At 67.2% G+C, this 18,210-nt stretch carries 10 protein-coding genes and 2 pseudogenes; 11 read left to right on the forward strand and 1 reads right to left on the reverse strand.

Features of this window, described 5'->3' with window-relative positions; genetic code table 11:
- Positions 1–41: 41 nt before the first annotated feature.
- From FHU13_RS07405 to FHU13_RS07435, 7 genes and pseudogenes are all read left to right on the forward strand, one after another.
- Complete coding sequence (locus tag FHU13_RS07405; RefSeq protein ID WP_183435228.1) at positions 42–6,095, forward strand: autotransporter outer membrane beta-barrel domain-containing protein; 6,054 nt, start codon at positions 42–44, stop codon at positions 6,093–6,095.
- 528 nt (positions 6,096–6,623) lie between these two features.
- Positions 6,624–7,205: pseudogene (locus FHU13_RS07410) on the forward strand (oxidoreductase); the annotation flags it as partial.
- A gap of 671 nt (positions 7,206–7,876) precedes the next feature.
- Positions 7,877–8,557 carry a Crp/Fnr family transcriptional regulator gene (locus FHU13_RS07415; protein ID WP_183435230.1) on the forward strand — a complete coding sequence of 227 codons (681 nt, stop codon included), beginning with the start codon at positions 7,877–7,879 and terminating at the stop codon, positions 8,555–8,557.
- 21 nt (positions 8,558–8,578) lie between these two features.
- On the forward strand, positions 8,579–9,100 hold the full coding sequence (locus FHU13_RS07420; protein ID WP_183435231.1) for a FecR domain-containing protein: 522 nt from the start codon (positions 8,579–8,581) through the stop codon (positions 9,098–9,100).
- A 14-nt stretch (positions 9,101–9,114) separates the two neighbouring features.
- Positions 9,115–10,986, forward strand: coding sequence for a CHASE2 domain-containing protein (locus FHU13_RS07425; RefSeq protein ID WP_183435232.1), 1,872 nt, complete (start codon positions 9,115–9,117; stop codon positions 10,984–10,986).
- Between the two features lie 101 nt (positions 10,987–11,087).
- Positions 11,088–11,516 (forward strand): hypothetical protein, encoded by a 429-nt coding sequence (locus FHU13_RS07430; RefSeq protein WP_246714537.1) that lies wholly within the window; start codon positions 11,088–11,090, stop codon positions 11,514–11,516.
- Positions 11,517–11,698: 182 nt separating this feature from the next.
- Complete coding sequence (locus FHU13_RS07435; RefSeq protein WP_312889565.1) at positions 11,699–12,100, forward strand: DoxX family protein; 402 nt, start codon at positions 11,699–11,701, stop codon at positions 12,098–12,100.
- 176 nt (positions 12,101–12,276) lie between these two features.
- Here the strand turns inward: FHU13_RS07435 and FHU13_RS27605 are convergent.
- Positions 12,277–12,748, reverse strand: a pseudogene (locus tag FHU13_RS27605) (DDE-type integrase/transposase/recombinase); the annotation flags it as partial.
- A gap of 308 nt (positions 12,749–13,056) precedes the next feature.
- On the opposite strand from FHU13_RS27605, the gene FHU13_RS07445 reads away from it, so the two are divergent.
- From FHU13_RS07445 to FHU13_RS07460, 4 genes are read left to right on the forward strand one after another with little or no spacing between them, the layout of a single operon-like run.
- Entirely contained in the window at positions 13,057–15,090 is a 2,034-nt protein-coding gene (locus FHU13_RS07445; RefSeq protein ID WP_246714538.1) for a methyl-accepting chemotaxis protein, read from the forward strand.
- Entirely contained in the window at positions 15,083–16,558 is a 1,476-nt protein-coding gene (locus tag FHU13_RS07450) for a chemotaxis protein CheW (protein WP_183435234.1), read from the forward strand. Before FHU13_RS07445 ends, FHU13_RS07450 begins: the two co-directional genes overlap by 8 nt.
- Positions 16,555–17,661: a chemotaxis-specific protein-glutamate methyltransferase CheB gene (gene cheB, locus FHU13_RS07455; protein WP_183435235.1), complete on the forward strand. Its 1,107-nt coding sequence runs from the start codon at positions 16,555–16,557 to the stop codon at positions 17,659–17,661. The genes FHU13_RS07450 and cheB overlap by 4 nt, the downstream gene beginning before the upstream one ends.
- On the forward strand, positions 17,661–18,209 hold the full coding sequence (locus FHU13_RS07460) for a HEAT repeat domain-containing protein (protein ID WP_183435236.1): 549 nt from the start codon (positions 17,661–17,663) through the stop codon (positions 18,207–18,209). The genes cheB and FHU13_RS07460 overlap by 1 nt, the downstream gene beginning before the upstream one ends.
- Position 18,210: the final 1 nt, after the last annotated feature.

An 18,210-nucleotide genomic window follows, 5' to 3' on the forward strand; every position in this document is an offset into this window, starting at 1 on the left:
TCGTCTTGCCGGCGGTTGCGGCAGATCGGCCGACCCCATCCGTGTCTCGGGGGGAGAAGGGGCCGAATGGAAGCGCTGGCATCTTCGGCTTCTGGGCAAGGGATGCGATCGCTGGCAAGCCGGGTGGCAACGTCAATCTCGCCGATGTCGACGTCAGTGCCGCCCAGAAGGATCCCGCAAGCACCATCGAGATGGGATCGAAAGGTGGCGACGGCGGCTCGGGCGATGCCAGCGGCACCGCCTCGGTGCCCGGAGCTGATGGTGGCCCCGCTGGCAACGTTACCGTCTCGCTCGCCGATCAAGTGTCAGGCCGGGGCGATCAGAAATCCGCCGCGCCTCGCATCCGGGTCTATTCGCAGGGTGGCAACGGCGGTGGAGCGCAGAAGGATGTCGGGGGTGGCGGGTCGGCCGGATCGGTCGGCCTGACGCTGTCGTCCACCGTTTCGACGGAGGGAGCCTCGTTCCTCGGGGTTCGCGTCAGCTCGATCGGTGGAAACGCGGGCAATGGTGGAACCGACGCATCGAAAACGGAGGCCAAGAAGGGCGGCGCAAGCGGCGATGTGACCCTGGAGATCCTGCCGTCCGGCGGCGTGTCCACGACCGGAAAAGGGGCGACGGCCGTCATTGTCGAGTCCCTCGGCGGGGCGGGCTCCGTCCGCGGCAGCGGGACCTTCTACAGCAATCCCTTCGTGACGAAGGGCGGATCGGCCGGCAGGGCTACCCTCACCAATGGCGGACGCATCGAGACGACGGGCGACCACGCCATCGGCGCACTCGTGCAGAGCGTCGGCGGAACTGGCGGTGAGCAGAACACGACCGGAGGCGGTCGACCCGGCGAGAAGGGTGGGGATGCCGCCTCCGTGACTGCCACCAACGACGGCAGCATCAAGACATCCGGCCAGTACGCCTTCGGCGTGCTCGCTCAATCCGTCGGCGGCAAGGGCGGCCAGGGCGGCGGCGCGAGCTTCAGTGGGGGCGACGGCGGTGATGCCGGCAACGGCGGCGCCGTCAAAGTCACGAACCATGGAACGATCGAGACCGGCGGTCTCGGCGCAATCGGCGTGATCGCGCAGAGCATCGGAGGCGGCAAACCCCTCGACGCACTCCAAGTCGTTCCGGTGAAGGAGCGCTCCGGCGGCGGAGCCGGCGGTTTCGGCGCCGGCTTGTTCTTCGGATCAGGCGGCGCCGGCGGGCAAGGCGGCATCGGCGGCAAAGTTGATGTCATGAACGACGGATCTATTCTGACGGCTGGCAACAAGGCCTACGGTGTTCTGGCCCAGAGCATCGGCGGCGGCGGTGGTGGCGGTGGAAAAGCCCAGGCGTTCGGCTTCTTTTTCGACGTCGCGCTCGGCGGTGACGGCGGCATCGGCGGCAAGGGGCAGGACGTCAGCGTCACGACGAAGGCGAGGACGACCAACGGCGATCCCGTGACGATTGAGACGAAGGGTGATGAGGCTGCCGCCATCCTGGCCCAGTCGATCGGCGGCGGCGGCGGAATCGGCGGTGATGCCGTGTCACGTGCAGCCGGCCTCGTCATCACCGTCGCGACGTCGAACGGCGGATCCGGCGGAAAGGGCAACAGTGCCGGCAAGGTCGACGTCGACAACGCCGCCGACATCACCACTCAGGGGTCCCGTTCCTACGGCATCGAAGCGCTGAGCATCGGAGGCGGCGGCGGTGTCGGCGGGGCCTCGATCGCTACCGCCATCGGCGCTTCCGTTCCCAAACTCGGCCCCATCAACATCGTCGTCGCCTCGGCGCAGGGCGGCGTCGGCGGAGAGGGCGCCACCGGTGGTCGGGTCGAGGTCACGAATTCCGGCTCGGTGCGGACCGGCGGCGGCGACGCCGCCGGCATCCTGGCCTTGAGCGTCGGTGGCGGCGGCGGCTCCGGCGGCCTCGCCGACACCTTCAGCCTGTCGGTGACGGGCAGCGAGAAGGGCAAGGACGACGTCCTGTCGATTTCGGTCAACACCGCGCTCGGAGGCAGCGGCGGGGCCGGCGGCACCGCGGACACGGTGAAGGTCACCAATTCCGGCGAGATCGTCACCACCGGGTCGCAGGCCGCCGGCATTGCCGCCTACAGCATCGGCGGCGGCGGCGGTGTGGGCGGCAGCGCCGACGTGATGCAGCGGGCCGTCGGCAAGGGCTACGCGATGGCGATCAACGGGGTTCTCGGCGGGACCGGCGGCAGCGGCAACAAGGGCGGACGTGTCGAGCTCACCAACACCGGTGCGATCGAGACCCAGGGCTACGCGGCGAACGGCATCCACGCGATGAGCGTCGGCGGCGGCGGCGGCGCGGGCGGATCCGGCGAGGTCAAGACGATCACCGGCATCAAGGCGGCCGATCTCGGGATCGGCGGCGGCGACACGGTGATCGGCCTGCTCCCGGTGAAGCCGAAGACGATGTCCATCAACGGCGTCGTCGGCGGCAGTGGCGGAAAGGGCAGCGATGCGGGCAGCCTCGACCTCACGAATGCCGGAAGCATCCGGACCTGGGGGGCGGATGCCCGCGGCATCTTCGCCCAGAGCATCGGCGGCGGCGGCGGCGCGGCCCCCATCGGCATGGCCGAACCATCGAACAAGGTGCAGTTGAGCCAGGTCGTCGGCGGCAAGGGCGGTACGGCCGGCAATGGCGGTGACCTGATCGTGCGCAACACCGGCGCAGTCGACACGTTCCGTGACGGCGCCTACGCGATCCAGGTGCAATCCGTCGGCGGCGGCGGTGGCAGCGGCGGCTCGGCCTCCAGTTCGGCCGGCGATTCCTTCAAGAGCGAACTCGCAAAGGATACCGGCAAGTTTATCGGAACCGGGATGATGCTAGGCTGGAAGTTACTCGACGACCTCTTCCGCTCGTCTTCCTCCGTCGGCGGGGGCGCCATCATGCCGAAGTTTCTCAGCGAGCGGGACTACAAGCCCGAGATTCCGTTCTCCGTCTCGTACAACACCGCGCTCGGCGGAGCGGGCGGAGCAGGCGGCAAGGGTGGCGACGTCACTGTCACCAATGCCGGAAACCTGACGACCTATGGCAATTCTGCATCGGCCATCTTCGCACAGTCGATCGGCGGCGGCGGCGGCAATGCAGGCAACGCAAACATTTCAGGCGGCAAGATCATCAACCTGAAGAGCGCGACCGGCGGTGACGGCGGCGCCAACGGAGAGGGCGGCAAAGTCGAGGTCGACAACAGCAAATTGATCGTCACCAATGGAGCCTCGTCCTTCGGCATCCTGGCTCAGTCAGTCGGCGGTGGCGGCGGAACGGCCACCACCGGTGCCGACAAATCCGGCTGGGATCCGGTGACGTCCATCAGCGAGTTTGCCGGTTATCAGACAGTGACGGGCGGCCAGAACGGCGCGAGGGGCCGCGGGGGTGAAGTCACGGTCAGAAACACCGGATCGATCACCACGCATGGGCTCGAAGCCCACGGCATCCTGGCCCAGTCGATCGGCGGCGGTGGCGGCGTCTCCGTCCTGAACGTCAACGATCCCTACAACCTGATCAGCTTGAAGGGCGCACTCACGGCGGCAGAGAAGAAGGCCATCTTCGACGCATCCGGGATTGACGTGGACAAGGAGATTTCCGCCCTCGAAGCGTCGGAGAAGGCAAAGGACAAGACCAAGGACAACAACAAGAAGGCGACCATCGACGCCCGCGTCGGCGGCACCGGAGCGACCGAGGACGGTGGCGTGGTCACGGTCCGCGGCACCGGCTCGATCGAGACCGGCGGCGTCGCGGCCTTCGGCATCTTCGCACAGTCGATCGGCGGCGGCGGCGGTCTCTCGACGAACGGTCAGGCGGATCTCGCCACGATGGCTGGGCGCATTGGCGGGACAGGCGGCGCCAAGGGCGACGGCGGCAAGGTGAGCGTCGCCCTCGAGGGGGGCACCCGGGTCGAGACCGCCGGCACCGCCGCCTACGGCATCTTCGCGCAATCGATCGGCGGCGGCGGCGGATACGGCGGCACTACGCAGAACACGCCGGCCTTCGTAACGGCCGGCAAGACGACCGGCGACGGCGGCATAGTTGAGATCACCCTCGACCGGGGAGCTTCCGTGCTGACGCACGGCCGGAAGGCTCATGGCATCTTCGCGCAAAGCCTCGGCGCGGGCGGTGGGTGGGTCACCGACTTGTCCGATCGGACCGACTTCACCGCGATGGGAACGAGCCGCGCCGAAGTCTCCGGAAAGGGGGGAGCGATCGATGTCGCCTCGAAGGGAACGATCGCGAGCCTGGGGGCGGACGCCTACGCGATCGTTGCGCAAAGTGGAGTGCAGCGCACTGATGGCTCGATCGATCCCGACCGGACGGGTGGCACAATCAAGATTACAGTCGACGGCATCGTCAGCGGCGGCAGCGGCAGTGGTGCTGGCATCCGACTCGACGGCGGCGCGAACAACACGATCACCGTCTCCGAGGACGGCAACGTCAGCGCCCTATCGGGACGCGCGATCATCGGCTCGGTGGCACAGGACACGCTGACCAACCGCGGCATCATCGTGGGTGACATCGATCTGAGAGGCGCAGGTCCAGGCGCGGGCGACATCTTCGTGAACGGCGCTCCTGGCCAGAGCGGAGCACTCCTCCTCACGGGATTGCACGGAATTATCGATCTCGGCTCAGCCGGCCGTCTGACCAACCATGGTGTCATCGACGTCGGCGGTGCCGGCAAAGTCACTGATCTGAATGTGATCGGAAACTTCATCCAATCGCAGAGCGGCCAACTGCTCATTGATATCGATGCCCTGGCATCCGACAAAACATTACAAAATGACCATCTAAAAGTGAGCGGCTCGGTCGATCTGCGAGGAACGGTGCGGCCGAACGTGATGGGAAGCCTTCTTCCGGGCGACTACACCTTCCTGACCGCCCGCACGATCCAGTCGCTGAGCGCCGATGCACCGAACACGGCGATCCAGTCCGACTCCGTGCCGGTGTCTTGGGCGATCGTGCGGACCGGAGAAAATGTGGCCCTCCGGCCAACCGCGAACTTCGTTTCCCCCCTCGGCATGACCCTGACCAGCGACCAGCGCGCAGCAGCCGGGGCGTTGCAGGAGCTGTGGAACGTGGGCTCGCGCCCCCAGGCCACCGTGTTCGCCGACTTCCTCTCGGTCCGAAGCAAGTCGAGCTACGCCGCCGCTCTCGACGACCTCAATCCCGAATCCGTTCAGAACGTGCTGCATGGCCGCGCGTCCGACGCCCGCGCCGGGCTGCAGCGGGCGAACAGCTGCCCCGCCTTCACGGGGACCGGCACCCTGCAACAGGAAGGCGACTGCGTGTGGGGCCGAGTGGCCGCGGGCCAGACCGCAATGTTCGGCACGCCGGACGACGGCGGCTTCCGACAGAGTTCTCTGAGCTACCAGAGCGGCATGCAGACCGAGTTCGCGCGGGATTGGTTCTTTGGGCTGACGGGCGCCTACACCCGGGCCTATTTGCGCGATGCCGATCAGGTCAGCGGGTCGATGGCCGATGCGGCCGACATCGCCATCGCCCTCAAGCATCAGGTGGGCCCCTGGCTGTTCGCCGCCTCGACGAACGTCGGTTACGCTTGGTCGGACAACCGTCGGTCGATCAACATCGGCAACAGCAGCTGGCTTGCCCGCAGCAAGTCGGAAGTGCTGACGGCAGCCGGCCGGCTGAGAGCGAGCTACCAGTTCCTGTTCGATGGCTGGTACATCAGGCCCTACGCTGAGGTCGACGTGCTCTACACCCATAGTCCCGGCTATTCGGAAACCGGCGCGCAGGCCCTGAACCTCGATGTCCGCGAACTGCACAAGTCGCTGTTCGCGTTCAGCCCCAACGTCGAGATCGGCGGCCGCTACGACATCGACGCGGAGAGCTGGATCCGTCCCTACGGCAAGCTCGGCATCACGATGCTCTCCGACGACAAGTTTGTTGGGCGTGCCAGCTTCCAGGGCAGCAACGGCCTCGGACTGTTCTCGACGGCCTCACGCATCCCGGACCTCGTGGGAGATGCCGGCCTCGGTGTGCAGGTCAAATTCGGCGCCGGTGTCGAGCTATTGGGAGAGTATCAGTCGCAGGTTGGAGATCACTTCTTCTCCCATACTGGAAGCGTCCGGTTGCAGGCGCGCTTCTGATGCCTGGCAGCTTCCGGTCGGCAGGCCGTCGCCGAGTGTCTCCGTCACCTCAGCGTGGTTGGGACATCATATAGATCCTGATCGACAGACATAGTCCGGAGGCACCTCACCGCCGGACTATGATTCAAGATGCCGTCGGCTCGACGCGCGGAGCAGACCCCGCCTGTGCGTCAATCGTCCGCCTCTTACGCTTCAAAGTACTACGTTCTGTCAGGTGCGGGCGCGATGCAGCTGTTGTTCGCGCATCGTTGCCGCTCCGGCCATCTGAGCGACAAATGACGATTAACGCACCAACGCCGGCCACCCCAAGCAACCTGCTCCAAAGCCGACACACTGCTTCAGCCCAAGCTCGATTGCATCGGCCGGGATGGGCTGCCGGTAAGCAGACGTTGCGAAGGCCCGAGAAGGGTCGGGAGAAGCGGTTCAGGCCGCGCCAGCGCAATGTCAGCTCTTGCAACAGCCAACCGCCATTCGAGGGTGGGCTCGCTAGCAGAAGCAGGCTCCTCCTAACGAGCTTTTGGACTCAACTTGGCTCAAGCGGCGCCTGCGACGCTCGGTGGCGTCGACGTCATCGTCCATGTGCTTGGTGACTCGAGTGCCCCGGGCGGCTTCTCGGCGCTCAACGACGAAACCTGGGACAGAGAGCTTCGGCTGAACCTGATGGCGGCGGTCCGCCTCGACTGGGCACTCGTCTCCGCCATGGTGGTTCGAGGGCACGGAGTGGTCGTACATGTCACGTCAATTCAGCGCCAACTCCCGCTGCCGGAATCGACGACCGCCTACGCCGTAGCGAAGGGGGAACTCGCAACCTACGGCAAGGCATTGTCCAGGGAGGTCACGTCCAAGCGTGTCCGGGTCGTTCGCGTCTCCCCAGGGTGGGCCGAGACCGACGCATCGATCCGGTTGGCGGAACGCCTCGTGGCCGAAGTGGGGACGGATTACGAAGGGGGAAAGCAGATCATCATGAAGAGAATCGGCGGCATACCTGTCGGTCGTCCCGCGAAGCCACAGGATGTTGCAAGCCTTATCTTGTTCCTCGTATCGCGGAATGCGTCCTCGATTAGGGGAACCGAGTACGTCATCGATGGAGGCACGATACCGACCATGTGAGGAAAGCGCGCATGCCGGGTTGCAGGATCCGGCTCTAACTCGGTTCGAGAGCGCAACGCTAAGAGGCGCGGAAGGTGACAGGAGTGCTCGCATTGGGCGAAGCTGAGGCTCTGAGACGTCGCTCCGCGTCGAACCGTCTACCAGCCGAGCCTGACGTGACGTCTTGGCCGCGCCAGCCTGTGATCTTCATCACGGACACGTCGGCCGGTCAGAAGCGACACGTTGCGGCACCGTGCTGACACGAGGCTGTAAGAAGAGGCAGATGATAGCATCCATACAGATGGATGCCCTTCGGATGGGTGCTCTTGCCGTCGCTATCAAATCAGAGGGGCGATTGGGTCGCGTTCATTCCCGTCGCGGTTGGAGGGATCGTGTCTTCACTGCGATCGCTCGCATCGAGACATGCGCAGCATCACTGCTCGCTTCACGGTCCCTCCGAGGACGCACATCGTGACGTCCTCTTCGTCCTCGAAGGAATGTCCAGCGCTGTGGGTGGCGCCCATCTTGCTCGAACGAGCTTCGAATGCCGTCGCTTCTGCGCTCAGTGTCCAACACTGCGTGTCGATCATACCCTTCGGATCAGGCACGCCCTTTGACCGTCAAGGCGTCGCTTGCCGAGGGACTTGCGTCTTGCACACGAGCCCGGGTCGGCGGAATCGAAAGATGATCTCGTGAGCACCCCGAACAGGCTGGCCCGGCTCCTGGCCGCCAACGCGTTTTTCGCCGAACTGGGTCAGGAAGCCATCCTGGCTATCGCCGGCCTTTGCAGGACGCGAAGCGTTTCGCGGCACGAGATCCTCTTCCAGAAGGGCGATCCGGGTGATGCCCTCTACGCGATCCGTCGCGGGCAGATCCGCATCGCCACCGGCACCGAGGATGGCCGGTCGGTGACACTCAACCTCCTCGGGCCGGGCGATGTCTTCGGCGAGATCGCACTCCTCGATGGTCACGCCCGCACCGCAGAGGCCATCGCGCTTGAGGCGACGGAGCTCTTCGTCATCGAGCGGCGGGATTTCCTTGGGCTCCTCGCGCACGACGCGACCCTAGCGTCGGGGATCATCGGCTTCCTGTGCCGACGACTGCGCTGGATGAGCGAGCGCATGGAGGAGGCAACGCTCCTTCCACTCGATACCCGACTGGCGCGACGTCTGGTTATGCTGTCCGAGGATTACGGTGCAGAAATCCAGGTGACGCAGCAGGAACTCGCCGCTTACGTTGGCGCGGCGCGGGAAAGCGTGAACCGCGTCCTTCAGGATTGGCGCCGATCCGGCATCATCGATCTCGGGCGCTCACGCGTCCGTGTGAAGATCGCGCAGCGTCTGGCGGCTCTCGGCGGGCCCTCACGGATCTGAGGCAGCAGGAGGATCCACCGCATGAAACGTCTGGTGCGCGTCGCGACTGCGTTCGTGGCCGGCGTCGTCCCGGGCACCGCCCTCGCTCAGACGCGCTGCACGGAAACGACACGCTTCGACCCGCCTCTGCGGGTCCTGCACTGCACGGATGGTCTCTCGCTCGAAACGGAGCAAGCGGCTACGCTGCGGCCCGTCGACCGGGACGGCGACGGGCAACTGGAGGGAGCCGAGATCGGCGGCCGCGCCGTTCTCGTGACCCTGCCGCCGCGCTCGCGTCCCCGCAGGGGCGGCTTCCAGATCCTCACGCCCCACGCGATTGCCTCCGTCCGCGGCACGGTCTACGCCGTCGATGTGACCGCCGCCAAAACAGCGGTGTTCGTAGCTCGCGGTCGCGTCGCCGTGGCGCGCCGGAACGTCCCGGCTGTGTCCGTCACGCTCGGCCCGGGTGAGGGCGTTGATGTCGATGCGGATCAGGGCCCCCTGGAAGTGCGGCGTTGGCCGCAGGAACGCGTCAGAGGTCTGCTCGAACGCTTCGGGCGGTGAAAGCCGCAGGTTTGATGCCGGGGTTTGAGACGATCTCGAAATCCCGTCAGATCAATCAACGCTTCGCCGTCCTCGTGTTGGTAGCCGCGCTTGGTTGGAGCGGCTGGCTCTCCCACCTGCACATGGCCGGACGGGCAACGCCGCTCGATTACCTCGAGGCGGCCATGACGGACCTGCGCATGCGGCTGGCCGGTCCGCGCAATCCGCCCGATGATGTCGTGATCGTCGCCATCGACGACGAGATCGTCCGCCGAGAAGGAGGCTTCCCCGTCTCGCGCGCGACGATGGCGCAGCTGATCGAAAGGATCGCCACTGCCCGCCCACGCGCCCTCGCGGTCGATGTCCTGTTCTTGGAAGACGGGCGCCAGCCGGAGGCGGATCGTGCCCTTGCCACCGCCCTCACCAAGGTGCCTGCCGTATTGGCGGCGGCAGCCGTTTTCGAAGATGCCGCGAACGAGGACGGCATCCCGGTCGCCGCCGCCGTGCATCGCCCCATACCGCTGATCGGCGCGGCCGCGCTGTCCGGGCTGGTCAACCTGTCCGAGGACGCCACCGGCGTGCCGCGGCACCTTCCTCTCGTTGCCAAGTCGGATGGGGGTGTGGCCGCGGCTTTCGTCCTGCGCACGGCGGCCCTGGCAGCCCGGAGCGATCCTGTCCTAGGCGAGGGACAGGTACGGATCGGGTCTGCCGTCATTCCGCTCGATCTCGGCTATCATCTTCCCCTGCGTCCCTATGGGCCGCGGCGGACGATCCAGACGTTCGGCGCCGCCACAGTTCTCGATGGGACGGCATCTCTCGCAGCTCTGACCGATCGTGTCGTCGTGATCGGCGCGACTGCTCTCGGCGGCAGCGACACCTTTGCGACGGCGTTCGATCCCGTGATGCCAGGTGTCGAGCTCCTGGCAACCGGCATCGGCCACCTGACCACAGGTGACGGTCTCGTGCGCGATGCGCGCGTGCGGCGGCTCGACGCCTTCGCGGCCATGGTTCTCGCGGCCGCTGCCGTGCTTCTGATCGCGCTGGCTCCCCCTGTTCCGGCGACCATCCTCGTGCTCCTTTTCCTGACGGCATGGTTTGCCGTGGGCGCCGTCGCCTTCAGCCGAGGCATCTGGTTGAGCGCCGCCCTGCCGCTCGCAGCCGCTGGACTGCCGACGCTCTTGTGCGCGGTGGCACGCCAGACGCTGGATCGCCGCCAGAGCGTGAAGCTCGCGCGATCGGAGCAGGCCCTGCGCCAGCTTCAGCCCGCCGCGCTCGCGGATCGGCTCGCCTGGGATCCGACCTATCTGGCTGCGCCCGTCACGCGCGAGATCCCGGTGCTCTTCATCGATCTCACCGGCTTCACAGGCCAGAGCGAGCGCCTCGGCCCGGTGCGCACCCGCGCCATCCTCAAGACGTTCCACGATCTCGTGGACGAGATCGCCTCTTCACATGGAGGTCTCGTCGTCAACTTCATGGGCGACGGCGCGATGGTCGTGTTCGGCGCACTTGATCCCGATCCTGCGCGGGCAGAAAACGCCGTGAGCGCAGCCGGAGAACTCATCGCGCGCACCCGCCAGTGGATCACGCGCGACCCCGAGCTGGCCGGCGCCGGACGCGTGCTGGACGTGCGGATCGGCGCACATTACGGACCGGCCATCCTCTCGCGTCTGGGCAGCGACACCAATCAGCACGTCACGGCGACGGGCGATACGGTCAATGTCGCGAGCCGCCTGCTCGCCGTTGCTTCGGAGGCCAAGTCGCGCCTCGCCGCCAGCGCCGATCTCCTGACGGCCGCCGGCATCGATCAGCCGGGCGACATCTTCGACGAGCGACGGATGGCGGCCCTACGCGGACGGTCCCAACCAATCGAGGTTTGGCTGAAGCACGATCCGGGTCTGCCGCAATAGGATTCAAGTCAAGTCGAGCGCCCCGTCTATCTGTGACCGGGGTCACAGTGACCGATCATCGTCAGGCGCAGAGTGCTTTCACCCCAACACGGAGAGGCACGATGAAGACGACGTCGACGAAGATGATGATGGTGGCAGGTCTCGCGCTCGCAGCAATGACCGGCGGTGTTGCCAGTGCCGATGCCCGCGGATTCGGCCATGGCGGTTTCAGACACGGGGCTTCCACGGCGGCTTCGATCACCATGGAGGCTTCGGCCACCGGAGGTTCGGTCACGGGCACTTTGGGTTTGGCGGGTTCGGCCACCATCGGCGCTTCCATCACCGTGGCTTCCGCCAGCGCTTCGGGGGCCTCGGCTGGAACTATCCTGCCGGAAATTACTATCCCTCCTCCTATTACGGTGATTGCCGCGCAATCTTCAGCCCTCTGCTTGGCGGCTACGAACGCGTCTGCGGCTGATCGAAATCCAGCCGCGGGATCTTCAGATCTTCGGCAGAAGAACGGCCGCCGCTGCACGTTCGGCGGCGGCTGAGAGACAATCCCCGTCGTGCAACCACTCCCGGTGGTGACGGAGCCGGTACTGGCGCGCCGGACTCAACCCGTGGCGAAGACCGAGCTTGTCGATTGAAATGCATGACGCAATCGCGTCGCAATCGATTTGAAGCATGACTCGGCGCTCGACTGAGCGAGGCATAGTTGCCAGGAAAAGGGATAATGATGGATCAGACGTGGAAGCGACAGCGAGTCGGCAGCTGTATTGTGCGCGCAGTTCTCGCCATCATATTCACGGTCGCGGCCGGTATGAAGTTCGCCGCGACGCCATTCGAAGTCGCCGGCTTCGAGCGCTTCGGCTATCCGCTGTGGTTCATGTACGCCATCGGCGCACTGCAACTGCTCGGCGCCGCATTGCTCTGGGTTCGCGGCTTGATCAGTATCGGAGCGGCACTGCTCGCCATCTTGATGGTCGGCGCTGTCGGCAGCCACTGGCACGTAGGCGATCCTGTCGTGACGGCAGTCCCTGCTCTCGCACTGCTGATCCTGCTCATCGGGCTCGCCTATGCTCGCCGCGCGGAACTTGCGGTCCTCGCCCCGATGATGAACGCTGAGCGACCCTGATTCCGCCAGTTGCTGCTACCGGTGGCTCGACTGCATCAGCGTTCAGTGGGATTGCCTCGAGCATATCGAGAACAGCCCCGGAGCAGGCCCAAGCACGGCACGAAAAGGATGCCCACCGTCGCCGGCCGGTTTCGATCGTCGGGCGGCAGCCTTTCGGCGTGTGCTGAGTAACTCCAGGTATACTGACCGCGCTGATCGGCGTGGTGCAGCAGCGTGTCGGGTTTTCCCCCGCGCCAGATCGCCATAACAGGCACGTCCGCCACGAGTTGAGCGTCTTGCTCGCCAGCATCGACCAGCCGTCCACGCGCCGCCGGAACAGGTCGCTCACGGCGACCACGTAGAGTCAGCCTTCCGTCGGCCACATGATAGGTGAAGTCGGCGATCCATTTCTGGTTCGGGCCGTCGGCTGCGCTTTGCGGTTCAAGGAGGTTGGTGGTAGCCGCGGACCGCAGGCCATCGTCCATCTGTAGCTCGCCGCGCCTTCGCGGACGTGCCCACATTGGCGTTCTCGCGCATGATCCGCTCGATGCGGTGCAGGCCGCAGGCCACGCCTTCCGCCACCATGTCGTGCAAGACACGCCCCGCTCCTGAGGATCGGCCGCTGCCCGCGAAGTTCGTGCGTACCGTGGCTAGGGTCGCCACGTCGTCGCTGTCGGCAGGAATGTTGACCGATTGATCCGGGGTTCGCCAACGATAGAGTCGTTGTACCACAGCGGGCCCTACCTGGGGCTGCAGCGCCGAGCGCTCCGGTCGAGCTGGAAACGCGACCGGTATGAGATAAGGTTGCGTCATTGTGAGTTGGTTGCGAAGGTCAGCGACATCCACAACGGCGGACTTTCGCAGAACCAGATCGATTGGTCGACTTATGGCGCGCAGCCGAACAAACGGCACGCGAAATCCTGACCCCAATCGGACATTCGAGTCGCTAACGGTCAAGGCTCGATTGTGGCTCGTCCTTGACCAAGCCGCGGGCCTGCTTAGAACCACGGGTCCGACTTCCAAACCATCCTCACCCCTGTGTCCGGCAGGAAGGACGGTGCAACGCGGGTGATCCGTCCATGGCGCTGATTAAGAGGACGCGGCTCGCGTCGCAGGACGAGCCCAGGGATACTGCCTTGGCTGGCCCCAACCCTATGCCGACTATCCCGATTGCGGCTAGCCGCTCGCGCGAGCGTTCCCGCACCCGACGGCAGAAAGCTGCGGAACGGCTCGCCGCAGCCACCGAGGAACTCGCTGCAGGTGTGACCCAGGCGTCGTCAGCCGCCGAGGAACTGCGCCGGTCGATGGAGCAGATCGCCTCCGGCGCCGAGGAAGCCGCAGGCGCCGCGCAAGAGTCCCTTGCCGCCATCGCTGGCATCCTCGGCCGCCTGACCGAGGCCCGCGAGCGGGCCGACGCTTCGCGCCAGTCGACCACGGCGTTCCAGACGCTACTGGCCGAGACTGGTGTCCAGATCACCTTGTCGGTCGCCGCAGTGCAGGCAAACTCTCAGCGGCAGTCCGCATCGGTCACTCTAATCGAGGAGCTCGACCGCGCCGCCGCGAGCATCGGCGAGATCACCGGAACGGTCGAGCATGTCTCCGACCAGACCAATCTGCTGGCGTTGAATGCCGCCATTGAGGCGGCTCGCGCCGGCGAGCACGGACGCGGCTTTGCGGTCGTCGCCGACGAGGTGCGGGCGCTCGCCGAAACCTCCGAGGCAAGTGCGGCCGAGGTCAGGATGCTGGCCGAGGCGATCCGGACGGAGGTGCGGGGCGTCGGCGAGATCATCCGTGCCGCGGCCCGGACCGCGGCGGCCGATGCCGAGGTCGGCGGACGCGTGACCGAGAGGTTGGAGCAAGCAAGGTCGGAGCTCGGCAAACTGGCGGAAGGCTCGCAGGCCATCCTCGCCGCCGCAGTCGAGGCCGAGACGGCCATCCGGGAGGCGCAGCGCGGCGCGGAGCAGATCGCCGCCGCGGCGGAGGAGCAGGCCGCCGCGGCGGGACAGGCCCAGCAGGCTGTGGCGCAGCAGGTACAATCCCTCGATCAGTCCCAGATGACGGCGCAGGCGCTCGCTGGCCTCGCCGACGACCTGACGGGCAGCGGCTCGGTCCAGGAGCAGGCCGAAGAGGTCTCCTCGGCCGCCGAGGAGCTGTCCGCCACGGTCCAAGAGTTGTCCGGGGCGGCGGCCGAGATCCTCGCTGCCATCGACCAAATCAGCCGCGGAACCGGCATCCAGAGCGCCGCAGCGCAGCAATCCAGCGCCGCGATGGCCCAGGTCGAGCGTAGCGCCGCGGTTTTCAGTTCGAACTCAACGACTGCCGGAGAGAGCGTCGCCGGCATCGGAGCGGCCCTCAGGGAGGTGCGCTCGGCTGTCGGCTCCCTTGCCGACGGCGTGGGACGCTCGCTCGGCGAAACCCGCGCCTGCCTCGCCCGCATCAGCGAGCTGGAAGGCAACAATCGCCGCATCGAGAAGATCGTCGGCTCCATCGCCCTCGTCGCCGTGCAGGTGAACATGCTCGCGGTCAGCGGCGCCATTGAGGCGGCGCGCGCTGGCGAGGGCGGGCGCGGTTTCGCCGTCGTATCGAACGACATACGCGCGTTGGCCCGCGACTCGGCTGACAATGCCGACCGCATCCTCGACACCGTGCGCGACATCCAGGACGGCGTCGCCGCAGTCCGCCGGTCGCTGGAGCAGGTCGCCGCCGCGTCCGAGGCCGAGGCGCAGCGCAATCAGGGGCTGCTCGCCACCCTTACGTCGGTGGAGAAGGACGTCGGCCGACTGGAGGCCAGTAACGCCGACGTTCTGTCAGGCGCGGAAGCCATCGTCAGCGCGGCCCGCGAGGCCCTCAAGGGCTCGCAGCAAATCGCCGCCGCGGCGGAGCAGGCCGACCGCTCGTCCAGCGAAGCCGCATCCGCCGCGCGCCAACAGTCGCGCGGCGCCGAAGACCTCGCAGCGAGCATCGAGGAGATCGCCGCGCTCGCGGACGAGCTGCAGGCCGCGGATGCCTGAAGCTGACGGTACGGGCGACAGGCGCTACCTCGTCCTCACACTGGGTCCGGACGACTTCGCCCTCGACGCGGGCGTCGTCCGCGAACTCATTCGTCCGCCCAGGCTGACGCGCGTGCCCGGCGCACCGCCTACCTTGGCTGGTCTGGCGAACCTCCGCGGTATGGCCCTGCCCGTGCTCGACCTACGCCGCATCGTGCACCCCGACATAGAGCCAGCGACGGAGCCGACGCGGGTCGTCGTCGCGGAAGCCGGCGAGCCGGTCGGCCTCATCGTAGACCGCATCGTCGCGTTCTCCGTCGGCACAGAGTCCGTCGAATCGGACGGACCCGGAAGATCTCGTCGGCGCTCCGTTGCGAACGGGTCCGGGAGCGCTCGTGTGCTGGATCTGCCGGCTCTCGTCGCTGGGGCGTTTCCGCGCCGGGCCAAGGCGCCTGCTGCAAGCGTCCGATCCACACGGGTCGAAGCCGTCGACGAGGCGGAGGCGGAACGCGTCGCGCTGGTCTCGTTCACGGCTGCCGGGAGGTGCTACGCGCTGCCGCTAGAGCGGGTCGCGGAGGTGCTGGTACTCCCGCCGGACGTGGTGCCGGTGCCGCGTGCAGGTAACGCGGCGTTAGGCGTCGCCGCGTTGCGCGGTGGGGTATTGCCGCTCCTGAGCCTGCCGACCCTGCTCGGTCTCGCCGCGCCCCCAGCGGGCCGGGACGCGCGCGTCGTGGTCGCGCGCCTCGGGGGAGCGGAGACCGGCCTTGTCGTCGATGCCTTGGGGCCGATCCTGCGGCTCGCACCGGATGCCGTCGATCCGGTGCCGTCATCGTTGAGCCGCGGCGGCATGACCGCCGTCGATGCGATTTGCCGTGTCGACGAAGCCGGTGCACTTGTCTCCGTGCTGTCCGCCGACCGCTTGCTCGAAGGAACCACCGTGACCGCTTCGTCCGCACGTTCCCACGGCACCAAATCCGCGAACGGTCAGACGGCAGGTGCAACGGAACAGGTCGTGGTCTTCGAAATCGCGGGCGAGAGCTACGGCGTGCCGGTCGGTGCGGTTCGGGAGGTGCTGCGCGTCCCGGGGATCATGACGCGGCTGCCCCGTTCGCCGGACCTGGTCGTCGGCGCCATCGACGTGCGAGGCACCGTGCTGGCCGTCGTCGACCAGCGCCGCCGGTTCGGCTTGCCGCCGGGTGAGGCCAACGCGCGGCAGCGCATCGTCGTGCTTGAAGCCGGCGGCGGCACAGCGGGCCTGCTCGTCGACGGAGTCTCGCGCATGTTGCGCCTCGATGCCGATACCATCCGACCGGCGCCCGACTTCTCCGGCGACGCCGTGAACGGGGTCGACAGGGTCGCGACCCTGGATGACGACAGCCTCCTGCCGGTCGTGGACGCGTCGGCCCTGCTCGCCGGCACGGAGCGGAGCGTGCGCGCGGCCATGAAACGGGCGGCCGGGCGAACGACCAAGGCGGATCCCACAGGATGATCCGCCTTTTGGTCGTCGATGACTCCGCGTTGATGCGCAAGCTCCTCGGCGGCGTGTTCGTGCAGGAACGGGATTTCGAGGTCGCCTTCGCCCGCGACGGCGAAGAGGCGTTGGCCGAGCACGCCCGCTTTCGCCCGGACGTGATCACACTCGACGTCAACATGCCGGGCCTCGACGGCCTCGCCTGCCTCGATCGCATCATGCTGGTCCGGCCCACCCCGGTGGTGATGGTGTCGTCCCTGACCGCGGACGGTGCCGAGGTCACCCTCGACGCGATGGAGCGTGGAGCCGTGGACTTCGTCGCCAAGCCCGGCGGGGCGGTCTCGTTGGAGATGGACCGCCTCGGTCCGCTGATCGTGCAGAAGGTGCGTGCTGCTGCTCGTGCCCGCTTACGACCGACCCTGCGCCTCGCCGAGCGAATCCGTGCCGGGACCGTGGGTGCGGCCGGCAACTCGTCTCGGCGGCCGCTGATACCGGCGCATCCGGCCTCACCCAAACTGCTATCTGCTCATCCGCCCACGTCGGGGCCGGCCGAAGGCATCGTGCTTGTTGGGACCTCGACAGGAGGGCCGCCAGCGCTCGACGCCCTGCTGTCGCGGTTGCCTTCCGATTTCCCTTGGCCCGTCGTGGTCGCTCAGCACATGCCCGGTAGCTTCACCGGTCCTCTCGCGCGTCGCCTCGACGGCCTGTGCGCCCTGAGGGTGCAAGAAGCCTCACGACCGATGCAGCTGGCTCCCGGCAACGTCTACGTCGGCAAGGGCGACGCGGACGTGACGCTCGCGCGCCGCCCCTCCGGGCTGGTCGTGCAGCCGGTGCCCGCCCACGCTGACTATCCCTGGCACCCAAGCGTCGACCGCCTCGTCGCCAGTGCCCTCGACCTGGTCGAACCCGTGCGCCTCGTCGGGGTTCTGATGACGGGCATGGGCCGTGACGGCGCGGCGACGATGGCCGGGATGCGGGCGCGGGGGGGCCGAACGATCGCCGAGAGCGAGGAGACGGCGGTGGTTTGGGGCATGCCGGGCGAACTCGTCAGGGCCGGCGGCGCCACCGTCGTCGCTCCGCTCGAAGGCATCGCCGACGCGCTCCTCGAAATGGTGCACTGATGCCACTCGTCCGCCGCGATCCACCTCACCGGGCAGAAGACGCGTCCGTCTCCGAACCTGATTGTCCTGAAGCCTCGCACGACCTCGGCCTCGCCCTCGAAGGAGAGAAGGATCTTCGCCGCCGCGAGGCACTTCTCGCCAAGCTACTGGCCCTCTCTGACGCTTCCGCCGCCGCCGAGCTGGCCCGGCATCTGCGCTCGGAGGAGGCAGGGCTGCGCAACGCCTGTATGGAAACGCTCCAGGCGATGCCTGCCGCGGCAGCCTCGGTGCTACCGGGCCTGCTGTGCGACCAGGACCCGGACGTGCGGCTGCTCGCGACCGAGATCGTGCGGGCACAGCCGACCGAGACAGCGAACAGGTTGCTGGCGGCCCTGCTCGACGTCGAGACCCACCCGAACGTCTGCGGCGCCGCGGTGGAAGTGCTGGCAGAGGTCGGGACGGCGGACGCGATACCGGCGCTGCGAGCGGTCCGGACCCGGTTCGCCTCGGAGGCGTTCCTGCCCCTGGCCATCGATACTGTCCTTACGCGCCTCGCTCCGGGGCGCTGAC

It is taken from the genome of Methylobacterium sp. R2-1, assembly GCF_014191355.1.
GTDB lineage: Bacteria > Pseudomonadota > Alphaproteobacteria > Rhizobiales > Beijerinckiaceae > Methylobacterium.